This window comes from Pseudoalteromonas sp. SWYJ118 (genome assembly GCF_015864505.1).
In the GTDB taxonomy this organism is placed as follows: domain Bacteria; phylum Pseudomonadota; class Gammaproteobacteria; order Enterobacterales; family Alteromonadaceae; genus Pseudoalteromonas; species Pseudoalteromonas arctica.
The window spans coordinates 212,726-236,388 of the sequence record NZ_JADYXC010000002.1; the positions used below are offsets into that span (position 1 = coordinate 212,726).

A 23,663-nucleotide genomic window follows, 5' to 3' on the forward strand; every position below is an offset into this window, starting at 1 on the left:
TTACAGCTCTATTTCCATTGGTTCGCCACCAATTTGCACAGCGTTTAATGCAATGCTCATTTGGCTATAAACTTGTTCAAAGTTAACATCGTCATCAGCAATCAGTTTTACGATTGGTAGCAAGTCGGTTAGCGTGTCTTCGCACTGCATTAACATGTGCACAGTGCTGCGCTTGTTTAAAAGACGAATAGTAAAATTTGCTTGCTCAATAGTGTGTAAAACAATATTGAGTATTAAATGTTTTTTAGATAGATCTTGGTCTTTGATTGTGTTCATTTTTAGTATTCCTTTGAGGTTAAATTACAAACAGATTTGGTGTGAGGTTTTCTTTTGCAGTTTTGCAAAATACAAAATGGGCGTATTCTATTGAGTCGGTTTTACTTGGCTTTTCAGGATTAAAGCCTGGGCGTTTGTGGTGAACAAAAACAGAATGCAGCGGCATGGTTTGCCACATTTCAAAACGCTTTTGTGTGCCTAACCAATTCACACGTTGCAGCATAATCACTAAACCGTGTGGTTTAACATACGTAAGCGCGTTATTTAAAAATTCTTCAGAGATACTAAACGGGGGATTAGTGATTACAGTATCGTATTGCTCTTTACCTTTAACACTTAAAAAGTCGTGCCCTTTTTTACTGGCGCGGCTATCCATGCGTATATCCCAACTTTCAACATTAAAATAACCATGTGTGTTTAATACCGCTGGGTAACTCATTGGGTATTTATCACACCCGCCGGCGCTTGGGTCGAGTATGTCGTTACCTAAATCAAGTGGCGTTTTAGCGTGTGGGCTTGCCGGGTTTACTGCGTCTAAAAACTCACTAACTAACCAATGAGGTGTAACGTAGTAATCGTCTTTGTTGCTAACCGTACCGCGATTTCGTGAACTCATGATCAGCCCCTAATGTGCTTGTTCTGTTTTTTGAGTGTTTTTAGCAATGCTAAAATCTCGTTTTTGTAAAAAACGGCTTGGTGTCATGGCATTAGCATCAACAAAGGCGGTTACTATTTCTTGAAGCTGTAAAATTGCTTGATGTATTTTAAGGCGCTTTTCACGGTCAAATTGGTGATAGCTCCTTTCCAAATCACTTTTAGATAGACCTGCCGAATAACACACAATTACTTGTTGCGGCTTACTCAAGTGCGTATACACATATTCAGCGGTATGACGATCGATGTTAAATAGCCCTCTAATTTCAGTAAGCCCCTTTGGTGTTGGTTTTACATCAACAACTTTTAACTGAGTTTTTTCAGGCTGTTCATTTACGCCTGTAACACCGCGCTTTTTTGCAATTTCTAATGCTGCATTTGTCATGATTATGATCCTAGCTATCTTGGCTTTGTTGGTGCTGCGTTCTAAATTTAATTAGCTCGTTTAAGCGATAATGATTAGTTTTGCCAAATTGAATCGATTTAGGAAAATCAGACAACTTTGACAAAATCCAAAACTTTTTACGGGCACAGCCTAGTACCTCACATGCTTCAACAGTGCTAACTAAGCGGTCTTTTTGCTCTTCAAGCTCAGTGCGTAATTGGTTGTTTTCTTGTAGTAGTGCAAACAACACCGCTTTTGCGTCTGGGTGAATATCTAATAAAATGATTTGTTGTTCATTACTCATGCTGCATCTTCCTTTTTGCTTTTTTGATGATCGGCTAGTAAATCGTTTACCGATACTTCACCGTTAGTTAGTTCTGAAATACGCGGAATGTATTTCGCTGGGGCTTGGCAATGACGGTTAATCCAGTACCAAATAATGTTTTGCTTTGTGCTTAACAACTTGGCGGCTTTAGTTTGCCCACCAATTATTTCTATTGCTTTTGCTACGGCACTCATATTTCCTCCAAGCAGTGTTTATCAATTAAACCGATAATAGATATCAATTAAACCGATGTCAATATCGATTTAACTGATTAGACAAAATAAAATAAAAAGGCAATAATCAGTAAATATCACTTTAAGCGATTTTAATATTAGGGATTTAAAAAATGGATTTAGGAAAAAGAGTAGAAAAAAGACGTGTTCAGTTGGGAATGACTCAAGCACAGCTAGGCTTAATTGCGGGTTTAGCACAAAACTCTATTCATAATATTGAATCAGGCGAAACTAAACGCCCTCGTAAGATTGATGCTCTCGCCCAAGCACTAAATTGCACTCCAGAGTATTTACTATTTGGAATTGGCGAAATCCAGAGTGATGCAAAAAATATAAATAACAACGTTGCACCAGGGCCAACAATCAAAGCCACCGCCCCACTTATCAGCTGGGTACAAGCTGGCGCTTGGTCAGAAATAAGTGAAATTAAAGCGTATGACGCAGAACGTTTTATGTGCCCTGTTAATTGCAGCGACCTAACTTTTGTTTTAAAGGTGCAAGGTATTAGCATGGAGCCAAAGTTTGATGAGGGTGATTTAATTTTTGTAGACCCTGAAGCCGAATGCATCCACGGTTCGTACGTAGTAGCACGCCTAGACGACGACAACCAAGCCACATTTAAACAGCTCATTATTGAAGGTGGCCACAAATTTTTAAAAGCCGCCAACCCCAACTGGCCAGAGCAACTAATACCCATCAATGGTAATTGCACATTGGTTGGAAAAGTAATATTTACAGGTAAGTCACTTTAGTTTTACTAAATTGCAGGCACAAAAAAGCCCGTAATTAGCGGGCTTAAAATAAACTTTGAAAGTTTATATCTACAGGTTACTTAGCATTTGATAATTTACTAACTTCTTTGAATGTTATATCTGGCTTATAATTACAGGCGTTTATCGATGGCTTAAGAATCATAACCTCTGTACCCTTTCTTTTTAGCTGCGCGGAGTAAGTCAAGCCAAAAGGTTTTGGTGAAAACTCACTATATATATCATTTATTTCCGGTGCGTCGTCATAAGTCACTATCCAAGGCTGCTTAATTCTTTTAACGCTTTCAAACAATCTATAATGATCATCATGTTCAAAAAAGTTTTGGTATAGCCCCTTACCCTTTACATAATATGGAGGATCTATATTAACAAGGCACTTATTCTCTACATGAGGAAGCACTTCATCCAAAAACTCAGCTGCATCAAGATTTGTTAAGCAAATGCTATTTTTATACTCTGCAATTTTTTTAATTTGCTCAATAAGTCGTAATTTATTGAAACGGCAATCTATTTTATAATTTCCATCTTGATTCAACCCACCAATAACACCTGCTTTTATTATCCCAGATCGGTTAGTTCGGTTAAGAAAAAATGTCGAAAAGCCTCGCTGCAATAATGTTGACTTTTCATCATGCTGTATTGCTTTTTGTAAATGCCATTGTTCTATATCAACCTGTGTATTGCTTATGAGTTCACATAACGCATCTGTTTCATTAAGCACGCTATGCCAGAATGCATGAATTGAAGGATTTAAATCATTAATATAAACATGTTTTACATGTTTATTAATGAGCAAATACCAAGCAATCGCTGCACCGCCAGCAAAAGGTTCAACATAAGTCCCAGACTCTAAGTTATTTAATTTTAAAGTCTCTAGTACGTAGGCTGTTAGCTTTGCTTTACCGCCAGGGTAACGTAAAGGTGAATAAGTCTTCATACCTCTTTAATATCCACTAAAAATGTAAGTAAAGGAAATAAGGCATCCCAAAATCTATTTAGAAACTTCTTGTCGACATGATGAACTTGTATGCCATGAATATAGCTATTAAGAGTATCCAAACTGAAATCATTTGAGGGATTTAGGAGTTTACCAACTAGCTTATACTCTAAAGTTTTGGCTTCCATAACTTTAGATTTCAAATACTCTAACCTATATTTTAACACAACTTCTTGAAAATCTCTTCGATATTGCTGACCTATTTTTTTATCTAAGTTCGATTTGATAATATAATCTCTTACGGCCAAATCTAGAAAAACTCTTAACGAAGACGCTAAACAGTTTTTATATCTATCCATTGGTATTATTTTTAGTTCTTTAAATAAAGCATTTAATTTATGGTTATCACTTCGCAACTGACAAGATTCAACAATAAGTTTAGGCCTATCTGGATTCTTATACAATGTAGGTATATTTGCATCAGGGTATGAAGAGGGTAAAGGTGAAACCGTATCTTCGTGATCAGTTTCATTCTCACCAACATTAGCCGTATTAGAGTTCGTATTATTGCCCAAAGGTGTCATTGGGTTGGGATCTGTAGCTTGAGGTTCATTTTTATCAAAAGAAACTGTTGGTAATGCTTCTAACAAAGAATCGAGGTTATTATCAATTGTCCGGGTATTAATTTTAACCTCAACGTCATCTTCATCTTTTCTAATTACATACTTTAGCCACTGCGCATAAGCGGCATAAAAGCTATTTTTATTTGATGTGATGACAACACCTTCAACTTCAGTCGAAAAGCCCCACGCTTCTTTTACTTTGGTGTTTAAAAACCACCTCTCAAAGATTGTCATCGGCACTCTATGAGACTGCACATATTTTTGCTCGTCTTCTGTAAGTTGGCTTAAAATTTTATTATTTGTAGCCAAATCTCTGATTTTCAAAACTCGTAGAGTGTGATCTAATTCGCCCTTCGAATATTTAGTTACAGCAATTAATTTATCAATATCCCCTTTATATTTATCATATAAATTGGCAATCCAACGTTGCTGCTGTAACCTCGACCACTTACGCTGTAGTGAGCTTCCCGCATGCCTTTGATTTACATACCACTCACAATCGTCAAATGTTGGCGCAACATTGACATTTATTTTTTCTATAGTTGTTCGATCAATTTGTCGAGATAGTTTTTCAACAAAAGAGCGTATAGATAGCGGTGCCCTTTCAGGGTTACGTAATAGCTTGAGAGCTAAAACCCTTCGATTCCCTTCTGCTACGTAATACTTTTCATTATCAGGGTTTTTCCAAACAACTATGGGGTCAGCTGGAATAAAACCATCAGTAGCAATAGCTTGAATTAGTTTATATAAATGGTCTTTTTCACTAGAATCAGCAAGTAGTTCTTGTACATAATCTGCCATATGAACATAATTTTCTTCTGGTGATAATCGAGGATTCTCAGACCATAACCTTAGTTGATCAACTGCTCGAGGTGTCCTTTTCTCTAACCAATCAAAATTACTCATCTACCATTCCTTTCACAAGTTTAAATAAATCTAATAATCAATAATATACCAGCAATTCAGGTCCAGTTCACCTAAAAGCTAGTTGGTTTTTTGATAGCCAGCCTTCAATCATTATTATAAGTGTTTGTTTATATGGATTACGCTTTTGATCAAATCTTTTAATTCATTGAGTTCTTTTTCAATACTTTTAATATCAGCCGTGATATCACCTTTATTAATGGTATCATCGCTTGGTTTGCTCAAAATTGACTCCCTCAATTCTAAATAATTCTCCTTAATTTTTTTTGCACTTGAAGCATTATCAGTAAAATAAAGCTCAAAATACGTTTCAACTTTGTTCATAATGCCTATCAATTCATTATGCTCATTATTTCCCATTTTTGACTTTCTCACATGTAAATTAGCTATATAAGCGCACATTTTAAATCTTAAATCGGGAAGTAACAGAAAAGCCTCTTCAGCTTTTTTTATATAAATTTCTTTTTGAGCCCGTCGAGAGAGATAGTACTGATTTAAAAATACTGCAAATATAGCAACAGCCACCGAGATTAAAATAGTAACTAATTGTGCTTGCTGAGCTTTTTCAGAGAAAATTGAAGAAAACCAACTTATCATTTTAATCCTTTATGTTTAAAATTATCTAACGAACCTATACATAGTAATCAAGCGTTCCGCTGGATTATCTATCAGAATATTAAACTCAGCATTTTGGTATAACGATACTAATTTATCTACTTTTTCACATTCAAGTATGATTACTCTACCACCAACAAGTTGATTTGCTTTATCTATAATTGTGTAGGCTTCTTCGAGAATTAGATCCAGATTAATTGGGTTATCTTTGATTGAGTCATTCTTACCTACTTGGCCAATTAGGTAAGCATTTACACGGTCGCTATTTTTGCAAATACCATCAAGCCTTTTGCGTAAATTTTTACTTATCGGCTTTTCATTATCTTGATTAAGGTGGATTTCTTTTAGAGATAGAGAGAAATAAGCGAGTATTTGCCCTCCATCATCGAGGATCAAAGATGTGCGTGATTTAGATGTATTTTCAAGACGGATTGATTTATTGGGATCTGTTAAAAAGGACTGAACATCTGTGTTTTTATTACTACGAAAACTAGAAAGGAGTTGATGTAATTCTTTTTCATCAAACTCCTCTATTAGATCTGAGAGTGGGACAACCGTTGTCTTAATAACGCAATTCCTTTTACTCTATCTGCCTCATGGTTACGATTATTTGTTGTAACTTTATGGGCTTTTTTGCAGTTTTCTCTGAACGCTTGAATAGCTCTTTGATCGGTTACTACAAAGTTTTTTTCAAATGACGTGGTAGCCATAATAAGCTCCTTAATGCCGTTGTATCATTAGATTATTATAAAAATAATCCTATAAAGAATTTTAAACCTATTGACGGTTATGTCAACTTTTATGTATCTACGTGTGTATTCATGTCTTGTTGCACATCATTGGCTATATAATTCAGCTTTAAGCGCATTTTCTATTAATACACAATAAAGCTCATACCCTGTGGTCTGCTCTTTTATCCAATCGTGTTTATTATATACCGCCATTACACCACGCATTGTATGGCCTAACATTTTTTCGGTTACATGCGGCGCTACACCATTTTCGCTGAGCAATGTTGATAATGAACGGCGGGAATCGTGCGGTAGAAACTTGGGCATTTTATATTTTTCAAACAAGTGATCCCACATCCGACAGCAATAGCGATTAATACTGTGGGTGGTCATTGGTTTGTGTGGATTACCACCTGGTATTAAGTAACCTTTTCGCCCATAAACCATTGCTAGTGTGTCTAGTATACTTTTCATCTTCGCTGAAATTGGCCTGCGGATAGCTTTATTTGTTTTCGAGTTTTCTGATGGTACTGTCCAAATATTGTTGTCAAAGTCAAAATGCTCCCACTTAGCTAAACGAACCTCTGATTGCCTTGCCCCTGTTATATAAATTAGCTGAAGGCATGCTTTAGTTGCTGGTGTGGCTTTTGAGCTTTCTATTTGTATCCATAGTTTTGCAATTTCATCAAAGCGCATAACTCGCTGGCCAACTGATGCTTGTTCACCGATATCATTTACATTTAATGTAAGCACAGGGTTAAATGGTTTTACTTCCCCTCGCTTTTCAGCCCAACCAATAATCGACTTAATACGTACTAGTATAGTACCGGCTGTTTTAGCACTGCCTTGTGCTTTCACTTCATCAAAGTAAGTTATCCAATCTTTAATGGTCATTAAATCAAGCGGCGTATTTTTATCATTAAGTATTGGTACAATCCATTTACTGACTTGGTTTGCGTATAAAATTTGTGTTTTTTCTTTTAGGTCGGGTACTTTTTTATCTAGCCACGTTGCAGCAACTTCTGCCATTGTGGGCAGGCCCTTGGCATTGTTACGCATAAGCTTAAGCTCTAGGCGTGGGTCTTTATCTTGGCTTAACCAATTTTGAAACAGCGGTATATAGTCTTGTGCTTCTTTGATGCTAAGCCCTGGATAACGCCCTAGCGTGATAATTACCTGCTTAGCATCAACACGGCAGCGGTATTGCCAAGTGATAGTCCCCTTAGCAGATACCCTTACACTTAAACTATCTCTATGCGATAATACGCACGGTGTTTGATTTTTACCTAGCAGCTTTCTTAATTTGGTGTCACTGATCGCCATTTAATTTTTTATACACAGTTAGCAAAAAATTTATACACGATACTATACACACCATGCGCCAATTACAAGAAACTCGAAAATACAAAAAGAAACTGAGCAGCGCTAATAACCCGTAAAAATAAAGGGCTAAGACATAGAATGAATAATGAAAGCTATCAAGAGAATCAAGCAACAATCTATTGGCACGACTACGAGACTTGGGGGGCAAGCCCACAAAAGGATAAGCCGAGCCAATTTGCAGGTGTTCGTACCGATCTTGATTTAAATATTATTGGCGAGCCGCTTATTGAATATTGTAAGCCGCAAGCGGATTACTTGCCTCACCCTGAGGCGTGTTTAATTACGGGTATTACGCCACAAGTGGCGATGAAAAAAGGCTTGGTTGAAGCGGAATTTATAGCAAAAATTCATGCCGAATTTAGTGTGCCAAATACTTGTGTTGCCGGTTATAACAGTATTCGGTTTGATGACGAAGTAAGCCGCTATAGTTTTTACCGTAATTTTTACGACCCCTACGAGCGCGAATATAAAAACAATAATAGCCGATGGGATATTATTGATTTAGTACGAGCTTGTTACGCGCTGCGTCCTGAAGGCATTGAATGGCCATTAAAAGAAGACGGCAGCCCAAGCTTTAAGCTAGAGCATTTAACCGTAGCTAATGGTATTGAACACGCCGCAGCACACGATGCGCTAAGCGATGTAACCGCCACTATTGCACTGGCTAAACTAATAAAAGAAAAACAGCCAAAGCTGTATAACTTCTTTTTTGGTTTGCGTGGTAAAAAAGCGCTTGCTGAGTTAGTTGATGTATTTAACATGACGCCGCTGGTGCATACCACGTCGCGCATACCAGCAACGCAAGGCTGTACAAGCTGGGTTGCACCAATGAGCTTTCATCCGGTTAATAAAAACGCGGTTATTTGTTTTGATTTAACTCAAAGCCCGCAAGTACTTATTGATTTAAATGTTGAAGAGTTACGTAAACGTTTATACACCAAACGCTTAGATTTAGCCGAGGGCGATTTACCTGTTGGCTTAAAACTGGTGCATTTAAACAAGTGCCCTATTTTAGCGCCTGCTAAAACGTTATTGCCTGAAAACGCCGCCCGTTTAGGAATTGACCGTGAGCAGTGCTTAGCTAACTTAGCTATTTTAAAAGCCAATACCGACCTTCGCGATAAAGTAACCGAGGTGTTTAACGAGCAAGGCGATTACAGCGCAACTACTAACGTTGACTACTTACTTTACGATGGGTTTACAAGCCATGCCGACAAAGCTAAATTTGCGATTATTCGTGATGCAAAACCAGATGATTTGGCTGGATTGAATTTAGATTTTGAAGATAAAAAGTTTAATACGTTATTGTTTAGATACCGCGCCCGTAACTGGCCAGAAACGCTAAACCAGCAAGAGCTTGACCAATGGCGCCAGTATTGCCAAAACAAGTTAATGCACGGGGAAGATCAACCATCGATTAATGCGCAAGATTTTATGATCACCCTTGAAAACCTAGCGCATGAACATGACGACAGCGAAAAAAATCTTACAATTTTAAAGGCGCTATATAACTACGCACAAAGCATGTAATTTGCTTTAAGTTTGTGTGTATAACGCATTAAAAACGCGACACTTTAGCAATAAAATGTCGCGTTTTTTTGTTTATAAATATTTGTACCACTACACGCAAAGTAAAATCTATTTCACAAAGAGAAGCGAATGAGAAGTAAATGAGAAGACATAAGCCAAGAATAGCTTTAAATTAATCACTTACTCTAAAAGCGCAGCGCCTCATAACCTCTTTGTGAATAAGTCACTTTACGGGCTTTGCCCATCACGCAAGCAAGCTTCGCGTCTCCAAAAACAATCATAAATCTACACTTTGGGGTAAACGTAGAGCTTGCTCACGTGAAAAGCACAGCTTTTAATTACTTAAATAAAATACTATTTCACAAAGAGAAGCGAATGAGAAGTAAATAAGTACACATAAAAGCAACAACCGTTTTAGACTTATTACTTCATCTAAAAGCGCAGCGCCTCATAACCTCTTTGTGAATAAATCACTTTACGGGCTTTGCCCGTCACGCAAGCAAGCTTCGCGTCTACAAGTAAAACTCATATCTACACTTTGGCGGTAGACGTCGAGCTTGCTCACGTGAAAAGCGCAGCTTTTAATTGCTTAAATAAAACTCTATTCACAAAGAGAAGCGAATGAGGAGTAAATGAGAAGACATAAAAACAATAATCTTTTGATCTATCACTGCCTCTAAAAGCGCAGCGCCTCATAACCTCATTGTGAATAAATCACTTTACGGGCTTTGCCCGTCACGCAAGCAAGCTTCGCGTCTACAAAAACAACCACAAATCTATACTTTGGGGTAAACGTTGAGCTTGCTCACGTGAAAAGCACAGCTTTTAATTACTTAAATAAAACTCTATTCATAAAGAGAAGCGAATGAGGAGTAAATGAGAAGACATAAAAACAATAATCTTTTGATCTATCACTGCCTCTAAAAGCACAGCGCCTCATAACCTCATTGTGAATAAGTCACTTTACAGGCTTTGCCCGTCACGCAAGCAAGTTTAGCGTCTACGAAGCAACCACAAATCTATAGCGTCTACATCGACATACTCAACGTAAACGTTACTTTTTATGCAGTGCTTCTATACGTGCTAGTAAACTTGAGGTATCGTATCTGCCGCCGCCAAGTGCTTGTACATCGGCGTAGTATTGATCGACCGTTGCGGTCATTGGTAAAGTAGCGCCGTTGTTTTTAGCTTCATCGAGTGCTATGCCTAAATCTTTACGCATCCAATCTACGGCAAAACCAAACTCATATTCACCCGCCCACATTGTTTTGTAGCGGTTTTCCATTTGCCACGAACCGGCTGCACCTTTAGAAATGGTTTCTATAACTTTTTCACCATCAAGCCCAGCTTGCTTGGCAAAATGTAAGCCTTCGGCTAAACCTTGCACTGCGCCAGCAATACAAATTTGATTAACCATTTTACAAAGTTGTCCCGAGCCAACGCCGCCTAACAGTTGGCTAAAACGACTAAACGCCGCCATAACTGGCTGCACTTTAGCAAATACGGCTTCACTACTACCCGCCATAACCGTTAATACGCCGTTTTCGGCGCCAGCTTGTCCGCCCGATACAGGCGCATCTATAAAGTCGATATTTTGCAGAGCCGCTTTTGCAGCCACTTCGCGTGCTACTTCAGCTGAGGTTGTGGTGTGATCAACCAAAACAGTGTGCGGCAGCATGCCCGCTAACACGCCGTCGTCGCCATACACTACTGAGCGTAAGTCGTCATCGTTACCAACACACATAAATACGATGTCGGCATTGTTGGCAGCTTCGCGCGGGGTTGATGCAAGGCTTCCTGAATGTTCTGCAGTCCACGCGTGTGCTTTAGCTTGAGTGCGGTTATAAACGCATACGCTATGCCCTGCTTTTGCTAAATGCCCCGCCATTGGGTAACCCATTACGCCTAAACCTATAAATGCGACTTTCATTGACATAAAAATGACCTATTAAACTGATAACTTAGAAACTAGACCTCGATTATGTCAACCGGTCGATAAAAAAGCGAATGAAAATCTTTATAAAATTTCCTTAAGCGGGAAAGGTAAGTAGGTAACCTATGGACAGTATTTATCAATTTAATGCACCACTTTTTAACAGCGAAAATTTTTCTCTTAGCCAGTTACAGGGCAAAACCGTACTTATTGTTAATACAGCGTGTAAGTGTAATTTTTCGGTGCAATTAAACGCGCTCGAAAAGCTCTATCAGCAATACAAAGGCCATGGTTTTACTGTACTTGCGTTTCCTTGTAACCAGTTTGGCCAAAATGAGCCGCTTGATAATTTAGCCATTAAAGACTTTTACCAAGAGCAATTTAATACCTCGTTTGAGGTATTTGGTAAGGTAATGGTAAACGGGCCAGAAACACATCCGTTGTTTAATTATTTAAAATCGCATACGCGGGGTATTTCGCAAAACCGTGCTATTAAGTGGAATTTCACTAAGTTTTTAATTAACTCACAAGGGCAACTTGTTGCACGTTATGCACCGCGCACTAAACCCGAAACACTTAAACAAGTAATCGAAAGTAACTTACTGCAAGCCGTAAAGTTAAGCGCAGCTAAAGATGGTAAAAAGGTATCTTCAAAAATACCTTTGTTTACCTCAAGTAAGGCTCCGCTTAAGGCTTAATTTAAATCAATAAAATGCGCACTACTAAAGCACAGGTTTATAAAGTAGTTTATTGTATTAGTAATAAATAATACTCCTTAAGCGTCGAGGCTATTACCATGAACATTGCTTTTTTTAGTACTCAAAAGTACGAACTGCCTTTTTTTGAACAAAGTACACGCGATCAGCGTGATATAAAAATAACGTATTTTGAGCAAGCCCTGAGCGAACAAACCGCTATTTTAGCAAGCGGGTTTGATGCCATATGCGTGTTCGTTAACGACACTGTAAACGCCACTGTTATTGAACAATTGGCAAGCCAAGGCATAAACACTATTTTGCTACGTTGTGCAGGGTTTAATAACGTTGATTTACCTGCAGCAAAAGCACATAAATTAAAGGTATTACGCGTCCCTGCTTACAGCCCAGAAGCCGTAGCTGAGCACTGTATAGCGCTTATGCTAACGCTTAGCCGTAAAACGCATAAAGCATATAACCGCGTACGCGAAGACAATTTTGATTTAAACGGATTACTCGGTTTTAACTTGCACAATAAAACCGTGGGTATTGTGGGCTGCGGTAAAATTGGCCTTGCGCTGTGTAACATTTTAAATGGCTTTGGCGCTAATGTATTAGTGTGCGACCCCTACGCGCAACCTGGCAATTATACAATTACCGATATAAACACCTTACTTAGCCAAAGCGATGTGATTTCTTTGCATTGCCCACTTACCGAGCAAACTCATCATTTAATAAATGACGAGGCGTTTAGTAAAATGAAAACCGGCGTTATGCTTATTAACACCTCACGAGGTGCATTGCTTGATAGTAACGCGTGTATTAGCGCGCTTAAAACTAAAAAGCTAGGTTACCTGGGGCTTGACGTTTACGAGCAAGAGTCGGAGCTATTTTTTAAAAACCACAGCGACGAAATAAATCAAGACGATATATTCTCGCGCTTAGTGAGCTTTAAAAATGTTTTAGTAACAGGCCATCAGGGCTTTTTTACACAAGAAGCACTTACCGAAATAGCAAACACAACCGTACTTAATGCCCTTGAAGTAAGTGAAGGTAAATCTTTAACTAATGAGGTTTTATAAAGACCTAGGCTTTAGCTAAATAACCGGTACAAAAAAAGCGAATAAGGTGAGCCCTATTCGCTTTTTTGTTTAAAAATTTACTTTAAATAGAGCTTAGCCAAACGCGACGTTTGCAAATACCAAGGTCATTAATATTGGGCATACAAAACGAATGTACTGAGCAAACCAGTAATGCAAACCGGTTGTTGCTTGGTGTAATTTGTTACCACGTTTCCACATCCAGCCTACAGTAATAAAGTAAAACAAGCCCATAAGCGGTAATTGGTATTGGGTAAATAGCATAATGACTAAGCCAAATAACCAATCAAAATTTAGTATAATTGCGCTTGCACATACAAGTACAACGGCGCTCACTGCCCATGTTGCTTTGGTACGGCTAACGTTATGGTTTTCGACTAAAAACGCTACCGGAATTTCGGTGGTCGATATAGTTGACGTAACCGATGCGATAGACATTAATACAAAAAACAATAAGCCGACTAATAAACCAATTTCGCCCATAGTGCTAAATAGCGCAGGTAAAATAGCAAAAATAAGTTGCCCTTCGCCAATAAGCTTTCCGCCACTAAATACTTCAACGCCGTTGTGCTGCGCCACATAAATAGCAGGAATAATAAGTAATCCTGCTAAAAACGCCACACTGGTATCAAGTAAAGCAACACCTGCGGTGAGCTTTGGTAAATTAGCATCTGGCTGTAAATATGAGCCGTAAATCATCATGCAACCCACACCTAACGAGAGCGAAAAGAACGCTTGCCCCATTGCAGCAATAATTAAGTTAGGGTCGAGTATTTGGCTAAAATCAGGAATTAAATACGCGGCAAAGCCTTCGCTTGCGCCATCAAGTGTAGCAATGTAGGCAATTAAACCAACAAGCAATATGAGTAACAGTGGCATTAAACGGCGCGACCAAGTTTCGATTCCCGATTTAACCCCTTTTAAAATAATACTGGCGGTTAAAATAAGCATAAGCGGTGTAAACACAAAATTACGCAGCACTGAGTCGCTATGTAAAAACTCGCTTGCGCCTGTAAATCCAAAAAAGGTTGTTATAGGTTCAATAGCGTACGAGAGCATCCACCCTGCTACTATTGAGTAAAAACTTAGCATAACAACTGCGCCCGCAAGGCCTATGTAACCTGCTGCTGCACCAACTTTACGATTAGTGTTTTGCCATGCATCGCCCAATGCTTTTACAGGATTAGCTTGTGCTTTGTGACCTAAATAAAGTTCGGTATACAGCGCAGGGAGCGCAAGTAAAAATATAACAATAAAGTAAACCAGTAAAAATGCACCGCCGCCATGGTTGGCCGCTTGCGTAGGAAAACCCCAAATATTACCCAAACCCACTGCTGCGCCAGCAGCGGCTAAAACAAAACCAAGTCGGCTTTGAAACCCATCACGCACTTGTGCCATACATCTACAAATCTGTTATTATTTTGATTATTGTGAATTAAACCATATTTCATGCCAGCTGAGTAATAAAATTGTACCCAGCCTTTGTTAGTGGCGTTAACCGCTCACAATATCAGCGACTTCTTTTGCTTTAGGGCTTTTATGACTGAACACTATTTTAAAAACGCCTTGAGTATTACTTCAACTCAATTGGCAAATTTGTCTTTAGCAAGTAACAGTATTTTATTATTTAATGCTAAAACACTTGATCTTAGTGACTTTAATTTACCCGATTGCTTAAGCCCATTTGAGTTAACCATTATAAACCGTCGCAAAAGCCCTCAAGCTAAGCAAGAGTATTTAGCGACGCGGTTATTGTTAAAACACCTTATTAAAATAACGCAGCCGCAACATGCGCACGTAGCGCTTAATAAAATGAGTACAGAATTTGATGAGGCAAGCTCAAAGCTGCAAATACATGTAAGTGGTGATGTTATAAATACCTGTATTTCGCATTCGCATGGTTTGGTTGGGGTCGCGCTTAATTTTGATAAAAGTGAGTTTGGTTTTGATATTGAAAAAGTAAGCCTAAAGCGCCCGTTTGAAAAGCTCGCTAAACATTTTTATCATCAAGATGAAATTTCACTTATTACCGAGCCTACTAATACCCAAACCCAAGCAGATACTTTTTTTAGAATTTGGACATTAAAAGAGTCGCTTGCTAAAGCCACCAGCCGCCCTATTGCAAAATTACTTAGCCCCAATGTGTTTGACGAATTACATTGTGCAAAGCTGAGTGCTAGCAGCAATCGCGTTACTGTAGTTGATAGTAGTAACAGCAATGTTTGTTTTGATGTGAGTGTGGTGCATAAAAAAAGCATCGACTGGCGATGCTTTTTATTAACTGATTTTGTTAAGTAACTTTACTAGTTAATTTTACTAGGTAACTTTAATAAATCGCTTTCCTGAATAACCGCTTCTTAATAGTAAAATTACTTACGCAGCAAAATCATTTTCTAATAAACGGCTATGAATAGACTGCACTACGTTATCTGACTCAGTTTGCTCTACTAAAAAGCACAAGTTGTGCTTACTTGCACCGTGACAAATTAGTCGAATGTTAAAGTCTTTTAATACACTCATTAAGTTCATTTCGTGTTGGCGTAATTGAATCTCAGAGCCAATAAGTGCCACCAATGTTAGGTTGTTTTCTACCGACACATGGCAAAACTCTGCAAGCTTATCTAGGCATTCTTGATCAAGCTCTGGGCGCGAGGCGTTTTGCGCGTTATCAAGCGTTATAGCTACGCTGATTTCTGATGTGGTTACCAAATCGACCGATATATTGTATTCACTTAATAGTGTAAATACGCGTGCTAAAAAGCCGCTTGCTAGGAGCATTTCTGGGCTTTTAAGCGTAAGCAATATTTGGTTTTTACGTTGCGTTACTGCGCGTATACCTGGTTGCTGCGATTTTTCGCGCTCAATCCATGTACCACCACGTTCTGGCTCTCGGCTAGAACCTACAAATACATTAATGTGGCTACGGCTCGCTGGTAATATAGTTGCTGGGTGCAATACTTTTGCGCCGAAGGTCGCCATTTCGGCGGCTTCGTCAAAACTTAAACGTGCAATGGGCGTCGCTTTTGCGCACAAACGCGGGTCGGTGCTAAAAATGCCCACTACGTCGGTCCAAATATGCACACTTTTAGCGTTAATTGCTTCAGCTAGTAATGCAGCGCTATAGTCAGAACCACCACGTCCAAGCGTTGTGGTTTGACCGTATTCGTCACTACCAATAAATCCCTGCGTCACAATTACTTGAGTGTCTAATAACGGGATTAAATGCTCTTTAGCAGCTTGCGCTGTGGCTGCAACATTAGGCGTTGCTTTACCAAATTGGCTATCGGTTTTAAGCACTTTACGCACATCAAAGCGATCGGCGTTTAAACCTTGTAAACGCAGCACCTGAGCAAACAAATACGACGATAAACGCTCACCAAAGCTCAATAGCTCATCGTGTTGCTGATCGGTTGTTAGTGACTCTTGAGCCAATATTTGAAATGCTTTTAGGGTTTCGTTAAAGCCAACCGCTAAATCGGCATCTAGCGATAACTTATCTAAAATAGTTTGTTGAATAGCAAGCACGCCGTTTATGTGTTCTTGGCGCTCACTTGAGGTAATACTTGGTTTGCACAGTGCAACTAAGTGGTTAGTTACGCCGGCACTGGCGCTCACGGCAACAATACGTACGCTTTTATCTGCAACAATAATTTCGCTACAGCGACTCATCGCTTCAAAGTTTGCAACACTTGTTCCGCCAAACTTGGCAACGATGTAATCTGATTTTGCGCTTAACTCTGTTTGAGGCACTGTTTGTGGCGCTGATTGGGTAGTCATTTAGTCTCCTTTCGCGGTATCCAAACCGCAATAAAACAAGAAGAACTTGGCAAAGGAATGCTTGAAGATAAGTCCACTGCCAGAAGCTCTCCACCTATATTGGTGACAGTTTTGAGGATTCAGCCCCATAAACCGAAAAACAATGACGACGTACCATTATTTTCCTCGGCGAGTACTTCCCTCCTTAATGATCATCGGCTTTCGTCGCCTAACATTAAGTACCTAAGTATCGCACCTCTTCTGAATGCTTTATTAACCAGTGGCTAATAAAACAAAACCCCACTAAGTAGCGGGGCTTTGAAAGTTATCGTTTAGACGTCTAGCTGTCAAGCATTTAATAATTTATGCATCAAATAAAACTGCCCATGTAATACGAGCCTGCATAACCTACGGTGTAGCAAATTAATAAATGCAGCGATAAACGCAAGTAGCTCATAAAGGTAAGCGCTTTAACTTTGCTCATGGCAATAATGCCCGCAGCCGACCCAATGATCAGCATTGAACCGCCCACGCCCGTTGCATACGTAAACGACAACCAGTGTTGTTGGCTCATTACTATATCGGCTTTTAATAAAGCAGCAGTAAGCGGTACGTTATCGACCCCTGCTGATAATATGCCCATTAAGTAGTTTGCGTACTCGGGTGCCATTACCGTATATAGGTCGGTAAATTTACTCAACATACCAATTTCTTTAAGTGCGCCTACAAGTAAAAGCACACCTACAAAAAACAATAATGTGTCGTATTCTATATCGCGAACAAAATCGATTATGTCTTTGTTGATGTCTTTTTTGCGCATTAAAAATTGCGCCACTAAAAACATCACTGATAAGCCAAACAAAAAGGTGAGTAAAGGCGGTACGCTGTAAACTACACTCAGCATAAGTGTGCTCACTACGGTAGATAAAAATATAACAGCAATGGTAATGTCGGTTTTTTCGATGCGGGTTTTACCTGCACCAGCAAACTCAACACGCCCTTTCATACCGATAGACAGTAACCCGGCTAGCAGCATAACGCTTGCAAGTGCTGGCGCTATAAGTAGTAATAAATGACCTATGGTTACTTTGCCATCTAAAAATATCATCAGTGTGGTTACGTCACCTGTAATTAGCGATACTCCACCTGAGTTAACCCCAAACACAATAAGCGTGGCGTATTTAATGAGCTTTTTAGGTTCAAGTTTTAACGACATAACAACCGCGAGCGATATAAGCGTAGCTGTTACGTTGTCTGAAATCGACGAAAACAAAAATGCAAAACCACCCACCAAAAACATGAGCTTTTTTTCGCTAATACTTTTTGGCATAACACGGTGCACAATATTTTCTATAAACCCCTTTGAATTTAAATACGCGACAAAGGTCATTGCAGCCATTAAAAATAGCCATAACGAGGCAATCTCTAAAATATTTTCGTTTAAAAGGTGTTGAATCGTATCGGGGCTTTGCCCGTGAAGTGGGTATATAAAAAGAAGAATCCAGCAAAGCGTACCAAAAAACAGCGTGGTTTTAGCTTTATTAACATGGATTATATCTTCTATAACGATCAGTAAAAATGCAATCGCTATCAGGGTTAGAATAATCGAGGAAACCATGGTAGTTAAACAACCTTTGATATAGTTTTAAAGAACACACAAATAACATTCCATTTCATGTGCCTATTTTCGGCGCGAATTTTAGCACTGCCTCTATGCAAAAACTATTATTAAATGGTCTTAAAAACGAATACTATATACAGACAAGGTTAATTAAAAATACGTAATAATGAGTCTTCTAAAAGAACTCAATAATAAAATACTAGGATGTTGTAACCTCTTATGATCCCAGCTAAAAAGCTACTAAACACCATAACTGAACATTGGGGTGTACTAGAGCTATTATTTAAACGTTTTAAAATGGCTGACTTTAGCCTGAAAGACGTACAAAACGCCATTAAACAAAAACAGCCTACTTGGTCAAACGAGCGTATTTATAAAGAAACAAATCGTTTGTTAAACCAAGATATTTTAATTCCGCTGGCTAAATCCTCTCAGCTTGAGATAAATCGTGCCATTGCCGATTTTGCTACTTTTTTACTGCAAGAAGAACATTTAGGTTTAGCGCAAGAAATTAGCGTATTAGTCGACGACCTCGCACGTTTAGGTAATCGCCTAGATAACGCTGGCGAAATAGAAGACTTTGACGATTTGCGCCGCTTTAGCCGTATTATGGATGATCGGGTGCGTAAAATAATGAAGCTCTACGCGCACAACGAAAACGCCATTTTAAATCTTGTTGAGCAAGCTAAATCTAATAATGCAGTGCAATCGCTGCAAAAGCGTTATAAAGCGGTAATAGAAGCCTTTGACGAATACATAGAGCCCATGCTTGAAATGGTTGATATTCGCGGCGAATTTCATGCGTGCTTTACCCTCATTGAAGAACAAATAAGTAAGCAAATTATTCATATTGAGCGATCGGGTAAAGCCTACAACGACAAACGAATGCTGGAGCAATTACGTACCCGTATATTAGAAATGCATTTAGTGGGCAGAGAAAGCTTACGTAAAAGTGCCGATATGCTTATGCCGCTGCGCGAAGAGCTTCGCCGTAATAACTTAATAACTCGCCAAGCAGCCAAAGTACTTGGGCTTGTGCGTAAAAATGGCGTAGACAACATGCTAAGTGCTGTGCAGCCACATTTTGTAAGCGACGCGCAGCGATACTCGCTTGGTCAGCAACGCCATATTGTGGCTTACATGGCAAGCTTGGTTGAATTTGAACACGAAGAATACCAATTGCCAGATCAACAAGACGTGCCTGCATTTGTTACACCTAATATTCCTGACTACAACGATGTTAAAACCAGCTTTGCTAAGAGCTTTAATAAAAAACGTAAAAAGCCGCAACCCTTGTTGCAATTTTTAGATGAAAGCTACCCAGATCTCGATGCCGACGAAATGCTATTTTTGTATCAAAAATTAGTCAGCGACAGCGATATTAAAATAATTCAAAGCGATGAAAAAGCCCGCGTAAAAATTGCCGGTCAACACTTTTCTTTATATCCATTTAATTCAGAGCCTCAGCCAGATCCAAAGGCAGGTAAATAAACTATGACACACATAAACTTAGACGAGCTAACCCATCTACAAGCCATTAATAAAAAATTAGTAGCGGGTTATCACATTTGTGAGCAAGACAACGTAATGTGGCAAGAGCTTGACCAACACATAGAAGACTACACCGCCCTATTTACCGCTTTAGGTAACGATTTAAAACGCGACAGCCGTGGCTTTTATTATTTTGGTAGCGACGAAAGCACACCCAATATGGGCAAAATATCTCGCGCTATCGCGCTCACTATTTACATTTTAATTGAACACTACGCCAATACGGGTAAAGACCCAATGCGCGCATTGTTTGACGACGTAAACGATTTAGAGCTTATGCAAACGCTGGTGCAAATTAACAAACATTTGTTTGATCAGCTTGAGATATTTTCAGGATCTGATTTGCGCAAAGACGTTTATCTGCGCATGGTGCGCTTAGGTTTAGCCCGCGAAGTAGAAGGCGGCTTTATGCTACAAGCGCCAATTCACCGCTACATAGATGCACTCATGGAAGTAAACGAAGAAACCTACATTACAGAGGACGAGGAATGAAAAATCTATACGGACTAAGTAAACTCGCCCTACTTAACACCGCAGGCTATGCAAAATGTGTGATCCCGCTTGATAAAAGCAGCTCTATTTGCGCGCCCAATAACACAGGTAAAAGCTCGGTTATTAACGCCCTGCAGTTTCCGCTTATTAACGATTTACGCTTAACAGAATGGGACGGACACGATTTAGATGAAACCCGAAAGTTTTATTTTTCATCCGATCAGTCGTACATTTTACTAGAAGCTAACTTGCCTCATGGCTCGGTAGTAATAGGCGTTGCGGGACTTGGTAAAATTGCCGGTTACGCGCATCAGTACTTTTGTTATCAAGGAAAGCTTGATTTAGAGCAGTACACGCAAGGTAAAACTATTATTAAATTTACCAAGCTGTTCAACCATTTAAAATCGCTTAATTACAATCCTATTGAGCTTAAAGCACAAGAGCTCAACGCGCTATTGACTGGCGGCGCAACGCCTTTTGACGGCGACATAAACCTAAAAATGATCCCGCTTAATAATGTGCAAGACTCTTCTATTTATAAAGAAATATTTAGACGTATTCTTAACTTACACAAATTAGGCGCAAGCGACGTAAAACGCTTTATGCTACGCGTGTTTGAACGCCATATGTCGAACTCTAAGGTCGACTTTTATGAAGTATGGCGCCGCTCGTTTGATAAAGTAAATCGCTCAAAACGCGAACTAAAAGCCCTTGAGTCAATGCAAGAGCCAATAGCCGCGCTTGAATCAATGCTTGAAAACCAAACCGTGCTTAAAGGTAAATTAGCGGCGTATGCACCTAAAATTGACCAAGCACTGATTGATTTTAATACTTATCAAGAGTCGCAACTTAATGAGCTGGGTATAGCGCTTGAAGATATAGAGCACGAAAAACACGAGTTTGAGCAAAAGCAAAGCCTATACGTACAGCAATCGCGCGACATAGAGCGCAGACAAACACAAATTGAGCAGTGGTTTTTAGATTACGATGCGCTTAAAAGCGAATTTGAACTGGTAAATAAAGCCACCCTTAAAACCAGCCTGACTCAGTTAAAGCAAGATTACGAGTCGCTTTCGCACTCTATAACCAGCGCACAAGGGCAAAGCCTACACACGCTTGACTACCGCATTAGCGAAACACAAAAACAAATTAAGAGCTTAAAGCTGCAACTTAAAAACCTTGAGTTTAATTTGTTTACCCGTATGCGCGAAGATCTCTCGTTAAAAGAAGTAGAAGAAATATCGCGGATTTTAAACCCTGATATTCTCTCATTTGCGACCACCACTAATGGCGATATAACCATTGATGACGAAGATGCGTTTGGTGAATTTTTATCGCTACTTAGCGAAAACGTTAAAGGCGGTGTACTAACTCTGCCAGGTGCGAGCATTAAGCTTAAAAAGCTCTCGCCTGTGCAAATGCAAAGCGGCGAAAACAAAGAGCAATTAACCGCTCAGCTCAGTGCACTTGAGCATTCACTTAAAGAATTTAAACAACAACGCGATGTTGCAGCAAACGTTGCCGACAAGCAAAAAGAAAAAGACGCGCTATACGATGAACTAATGAGCGCTGAGAGCGCCCTAAAACGCTTAGAACAGTTTGATATAATGCAGCAGTCGGTTGAAGCGCAAGCCATGCTAAAAGAGCAGTTATTAGCTGAGCGCGAACAAGTTGACGACTACCTGCAAGATATTCAAAAAAATAGTGGCTCAATTGCTGACAGACGCTCGTTAATTAAATCTAAACAAGAGCAAATTAATCGCCAAACTGAGCGCTTACGCCAAGTTAAGAGCGAGCGAATTGATCACACTCTTGATTTATACAGCGGTAAAGTAACCCCGTACATGATTGATATTACAGTCGACTTTGATAACTTAAGCGACCTTGTTCATCATTTTAATAAAGACTGCCAAGAGCTGCGTAATTTTGACATAAACGTACGCAACACTTATTTGCATGTATATAACGCGGGTATTACTAAATTCGACAACGAAAACGACGAATACACTAAATACCAAAAGCTAATAAGCGCCTTTCATAATATTGATAACGAACGCGATGCTGTTGAGCGCCAAGCTCGCGTTGCGCTTACCGAAGTGGCTGCGACCATTAAAGGCTTGCGAGAAGATTTAGACCGACTTCGCCGCGAAATGAACAGCTTTAATAAAGGCATAAGCCAGCACCGTATTTCAAATCTGCAAGCGTTTAAAATTAACGTAATACCGCGCAAAATGCTGGTTGATAGTATAGATACCATTATCAGCACGTCGCATCAGTTTGAACAAGGCGACACGCTTGATTTACTTAGCCAAGAACCGTACAGCGAAAGTGCGGTAAACGAAGCGAAAGATCACTTAATTAAACTCGCCTCAGATAAAGCGGGCTTAACACTTACCGATTTATTTGATATTCGATTTGAAGTGGTTAACCGTGCAGGTGAAACAGAGCACTTTGAAAAAATAGACTCAGCCGGCTCAAACGGCACACGTATTACGATTAAGTTATTGTGTGGCATGTTATTTATTCGCTACTTATTAAGCGATCAAGAACAAAACCTATACCGTATACCTATTTACATAGATGAAGCGGCCGACATTGACCCACAAAATCAAAAAGCAATTATAGAAACCGCATTAAGCTTTGGTTTTGTGCCTATATTTGCCTCAGTTAAGCCACAAATAAGTTGTGACTACATTGTGCCTATTCGTTCAGTAAAAGACGGTGCACAAAACTGGGTAGATGAAAAAGATTGGATTGAAGTTGAACATTAAACTTTTACTGATGACTAATTAACAGAGGTTAATTAGTCATTCAGCCATAGGGCGTGTTGATCTTTGTGGATTGAAATTTGTTCAATTTAGGGGCAATTTAATCGCAGCGTGAGGTTTGTAACCTAGTGGGCTAAGTAAAAACCGAGCAATAAAGAGTTAATTGCCCCTAGGCAGAACCCTTCGCGCAGCGCATGTTTGGCATTTATGCTGCGTTATCACCTATTTATGGGGAATAACCACACTACATAGGCTCTGCCTTGCCCAAATACCAAACATACTGCTGCAAATTCAACCACGAAAGGTCAACACGCCCTGACAATTAGACTAATATTTAGGACGTTTAAATAATACACATTTA

At 39.3% G+C, this 23,663-nt stretch carries 23 protein-coding genes and 1 riboswitch; of the genes, 8 read left to right on the forward strand and 15 right to left on the reverse strand.

What is annotated here, in order from left to right; translation table 11 throughout:
- The 5 genes from I6F48_RS03665 to I6F48_RS03685 are packed head-to-tail and all read right to left on the reverse strand — an operon-like array spanning position 1 to position 1,834.
- Positions 1-276, reverse strand: a complete 276-nt coding sequence (locus tag I6F48_RS03665) for a hypothetical protein (protein ID WP_165741250.1) — start codon at positions 274-276, stop codon at positions 1-3.
- 19 nt (positions 277-295) lie between these two features.
- Complete coding sequence (locus I6F48_RS03670) at positions 296-892, reverse strand: SAM-dependent DNA methyltransferase (protein ID WP_165741251.1); 597 nt, start codon at positions 890-892, stop codon at positions 296-298.
- A 9-nt stretch (positions 893-901) separates the two neighbouring features.
- Entirely contained in the window at positions 902-1,315 is a 414-nt protein-coding gene (locus tag I6F48_RS03675) for a hypothetical protein (RefSeq protein WP_165741252.1), read from the reverse strand.
- Between the two features lie 10 nt (positions 1,316-1,325).
- Positions 1,326-1,619 carry a helix-turn-helix transcriptional regulator gene (locus I6F48_RS03680; protein WP_197118843.1) on the reverse strand — a complete coding sequence of 98 codons (294 nt, stop codon included), beginning with the start codon at positions 1,617-1,619 and terminating at the stop codon, positions 1,326-1,328.
- The gene (locus tag I6F48_RS03685) at positions 1,616-1,834 is read right to left on the reverse strand and encodes a YdaS family helix-turn-helix protein (protein ID WP_165741253.1); all 219 of its coding nucleotides are present in this window, start codon (positions 1,832-1,834) and stop codon (positions 1,616-1,618) included. The genes I6F48_RS03680 and I6F48_RS03685 overlap by 4 nt, the downstream gene beginning before the upstream one ends.
- 152 nt (positions 1,835-1,986) lie before the next feature.
- On the opposite strand from I6F48_RS03685, the gene I6F48_RS03690 reads away from it, so the two are divergent.
- Entirely contained in the window at positions 1,987-2,625 is a 639-nt protein-coding gene (locus I6F48_RS03690; RefSeq protein WP_165741254.1) for a LexA family protein, read from the forward strand.
- Between the two features lie 76 nt (positions 2,626-2,701).
- On the opposite strand, the gene I6F48_RS03695 is transcribed toward I6F48_RS03690, so the two are convergent.
- The 6 genes from I6F48_RS03695 to I6F48_RS03720 all read right to left on the reverse strand — a co-directional run bounded on the left by I6F48_RS03695 (position 2,702) and on the right by I6F48_RS03720 (position 7,796).
- On the reverse strand, positions 2,702-3,580 hold the full coding sequence (locus I6F48_RS03695; protein ID WP_165741255.1) for a DNA adenine methylase: 879 nt from the start codon (positions 3,578-3,580) through the stop codon (positions 2,702-2,704).
- On the reverse strand, positions 3,577-5,109 hold the full coding sequence (locus tag I6F48_RS03700; RefSeq protein WP_165741256.1) for a ParB/Srx family N-terminal domain-containing protein: 1,533 nt from the start codon (positions 5,107-5,109) through the stop codon (positions 3,577-3,579). The genes I6F48_RS03695 and I6F48_RS03700 overlap by 4 nt, the downstream gene beginning before the upstream one ends.
- 114 nt (positions 5,110-5,223) lie before the next feature.
- Positions 5,224-5,724, reverse strand: a complete 501-nt coding sequence (locus I6F48_RS03705; RefSeq protein ID WP_197118844.1) for a hypothetical protein — start codon at positions 5,722-5,724, stop codon at positions 5,224-5,226.
- Positions 5,725-5,745: 21 nt separating this feature from the next.
- A complete protein-coding gene (locus tag I6F48_RS03710; RefSeq protein WP_197118845.1) occupies positions 5,746-6,138 on the reverse strand; it encodes an acetyltransferase in 393 nt (130 codons plus the stop codon).
- A gap of 137 nt (positions 6,139-6,275) precedes the next feature.
- Entirely contained in the window at positions 6,276-6,452 is a 177-nt protein-coding gene (locus tag I6F48_RS03715; RefSeq protein WP_165739903.1) for a hypothetical protein, read from the reverse strand.
- A 126-nt stretch (positions 6,453-6,578) separates the two neighbouring features.
- Complete coding sequence (locus I6F48_RS03720) at positions 6,579-7,796, reverse strand: tyrosine-type recombinase/integrase (RefSeq protein ID WP_197118846.1); 1,218 nt, start codon at positions 7,794-7,796, stop codon at positions 6,579-6,581.
- 138 nt (positions 7,797-7,934) lie between these two features.
- Here I6F48_RS03720 and sbcB point away from each other — a divergent pair, with 138 nt between their 5' ends.
- A complete protein-coding gene (gene sbcB / locus I6F48_RS03725; RefSeq protein ID WP_197118847.1) occupies positions 7,935-9,386 on the forward strand; it encodes an exodeoxyribonuclease I in 1,452 nt (483 codons plus the stop codon).
- A 1,054-nt stretch (positions 9,387-10,440) separates the two neighbouring features.
- Here sbcB and I6F48_RS03730 read toward each other — a convergent pair.
- Positions 10,441-11,322 (reverse strand): NAD(P)-dependent oxidoreductase, encoded by an 882-nt coding sequence (locus tag I6F48_RS03730; RefSeq protein WP_197118848.1) that lies wholly within the window; start codon positions 11,320-11,322, stop codon positions 10,441-10,443.
- Between the two features lie 122 nt (positions 11,323-11,444).
- Here I6F48_RS03730 and I6F48_RS03735 point away from each other — a divergent pair, with 122 nt between their 5' ends.
- On the forward strand, positions 11,445-12,017 hold the full coding sequence (locus tag I6F48_RS03735) for a glutathione peroxidase (protein ID WP_197118849.1): 573 nt from the start codon (positions 11,445-11,447) through the stop codon (positions 12,015-12,017).
- Between the two features lie 98 nt (positions 12,018-12,115).
- A complete protein-coding gene (locus tag I6F48_RS03740; RefSeq protein WP_197118850.1) occupies positions 12,116-13,096 on the forward strand; it encodes a 2-hydroxyacid dehydrogenase in 981 nt (326 codons plus the stop codon).
- Positions 13,097-13,189: 93 nt separating this feature from the next.
- Here the strand turns inward: I6F48_RS03740 and I6F48_RS03745 are convergent, their stop codons facing one another.
- On the reverse strand, positions 13,190-14,512 hold the full coding sequence (locus I6F48_RS03745) for a sodium-dependent transporter (protein WP_197118851.1): 1,323 nt from the start codon (positions 14,510-14,512) through the stop codon (positions 13,190-13,192).
- 141 nt (positions 14,513-14,653) lie between these two features.
- Here I6F48_RS03745 and I6F48_RS03750 point away from each other — a divergent pair, with 141 nt between their 5' ends.
- Positions 14,654-15,412 carry a 4'-phosphopantetheinyl transferase family protein gene (locus tag I6F48_RS03750; protein WP_197118852.1) on the forward strand — a complete coding sequence of 253 codons (759 nt, stop codon included), beginning with the start codon at positions 14,654-14,656 and terminating at the stop codon, positions 15,410-15,412.
- A 75-nt stretch (positions 15,413-15,487) separates the two neighbouring features.
- Here I6F48_RS03750 and lysC read toward each other — a convergent pair whose 3' ends face one another.
- Positions 15,488-16,891 carry a lysine-sensitive aspartokinase 3 gene (lysC, locus tag I6F48_RS03755; protein ID WP_197118853.1) on the reverse strand — a complete coding sequence of 468 codons (1,404 nt, stop codon included), beginning with the start codon at positions 16,889-16,891 and terminating at the stop codon, positions 15,488-15,490.
- Positions 16,892-16,966: 75 nt separating this feature from the next.
- Positions 16,967-17,139: riboswitch (Lysine riboswitch) on the reverse strand.
- A gap of 101 nt (positions 17,140-17,240) precedes the next feature.
- Complete coding sequence (gene nhaD / locus I6F48_RS03760; RefSeq protein ID WP_197118854.1) at positions 17,241-18,488, reverse strand: sodium:proton antiporter NhaD; 1,248 nt, start codon at positions 18,486-18,488, stop codon at positions 17,241-17,243.
- Between the two features lie 222 nt (positions 18,489-18,710).
- Here nhaD and I6F48_RS03765 point away from each other — a divergent pair, with 222 nt between their 5' ends.
- Genes I6F48_RS03765 through I6F48_RS03775 form a run of 3 tightly spaced genes read left to right on the forward strand, consistent with a single transcriptional unit; the run spans position 18,711 to position 23,305 of the window.
- Positions 18,711-19,982, forward strand: a complete 1,272-nt coding sequence (locus I6F48_RS03765) for a hypothetical protein (RefSeq protein WP_197118855.1) — start codon at positions 18,711-18,713, stop codon at positions 19,980-19,982.
- Positions 19,983-19,985: 3 nt separating this feature from the next.
- Positions 19,986-20,534, forward strand: a complete 549-nt coding sequence (locus I6F48_RS03770; RefSeq protein ID WP_010553432.1) for a condensin complex protein MksE — start codon at positions 19,986-19,988, stop codon at positions 20,532-20,534.
- Positions 20,531-23,305 (forward strand): ATPase, encoded by a 2,775-nt coding sequence (locus I6F48_RS03775; RefSeq protein WP_165739880.1) that lies wholly within the window; start codon positions 20,531-20,533, stop codon positions 23,303-23,305. The genes I6F48_RS03770 and I6F48_RS03775 overlap by 4 nt, the downstream gene beginning before the upstream one ends.
- The last annotated feature ends 358 nt before the right edge of the window (positions 23,306-23,663 follow it).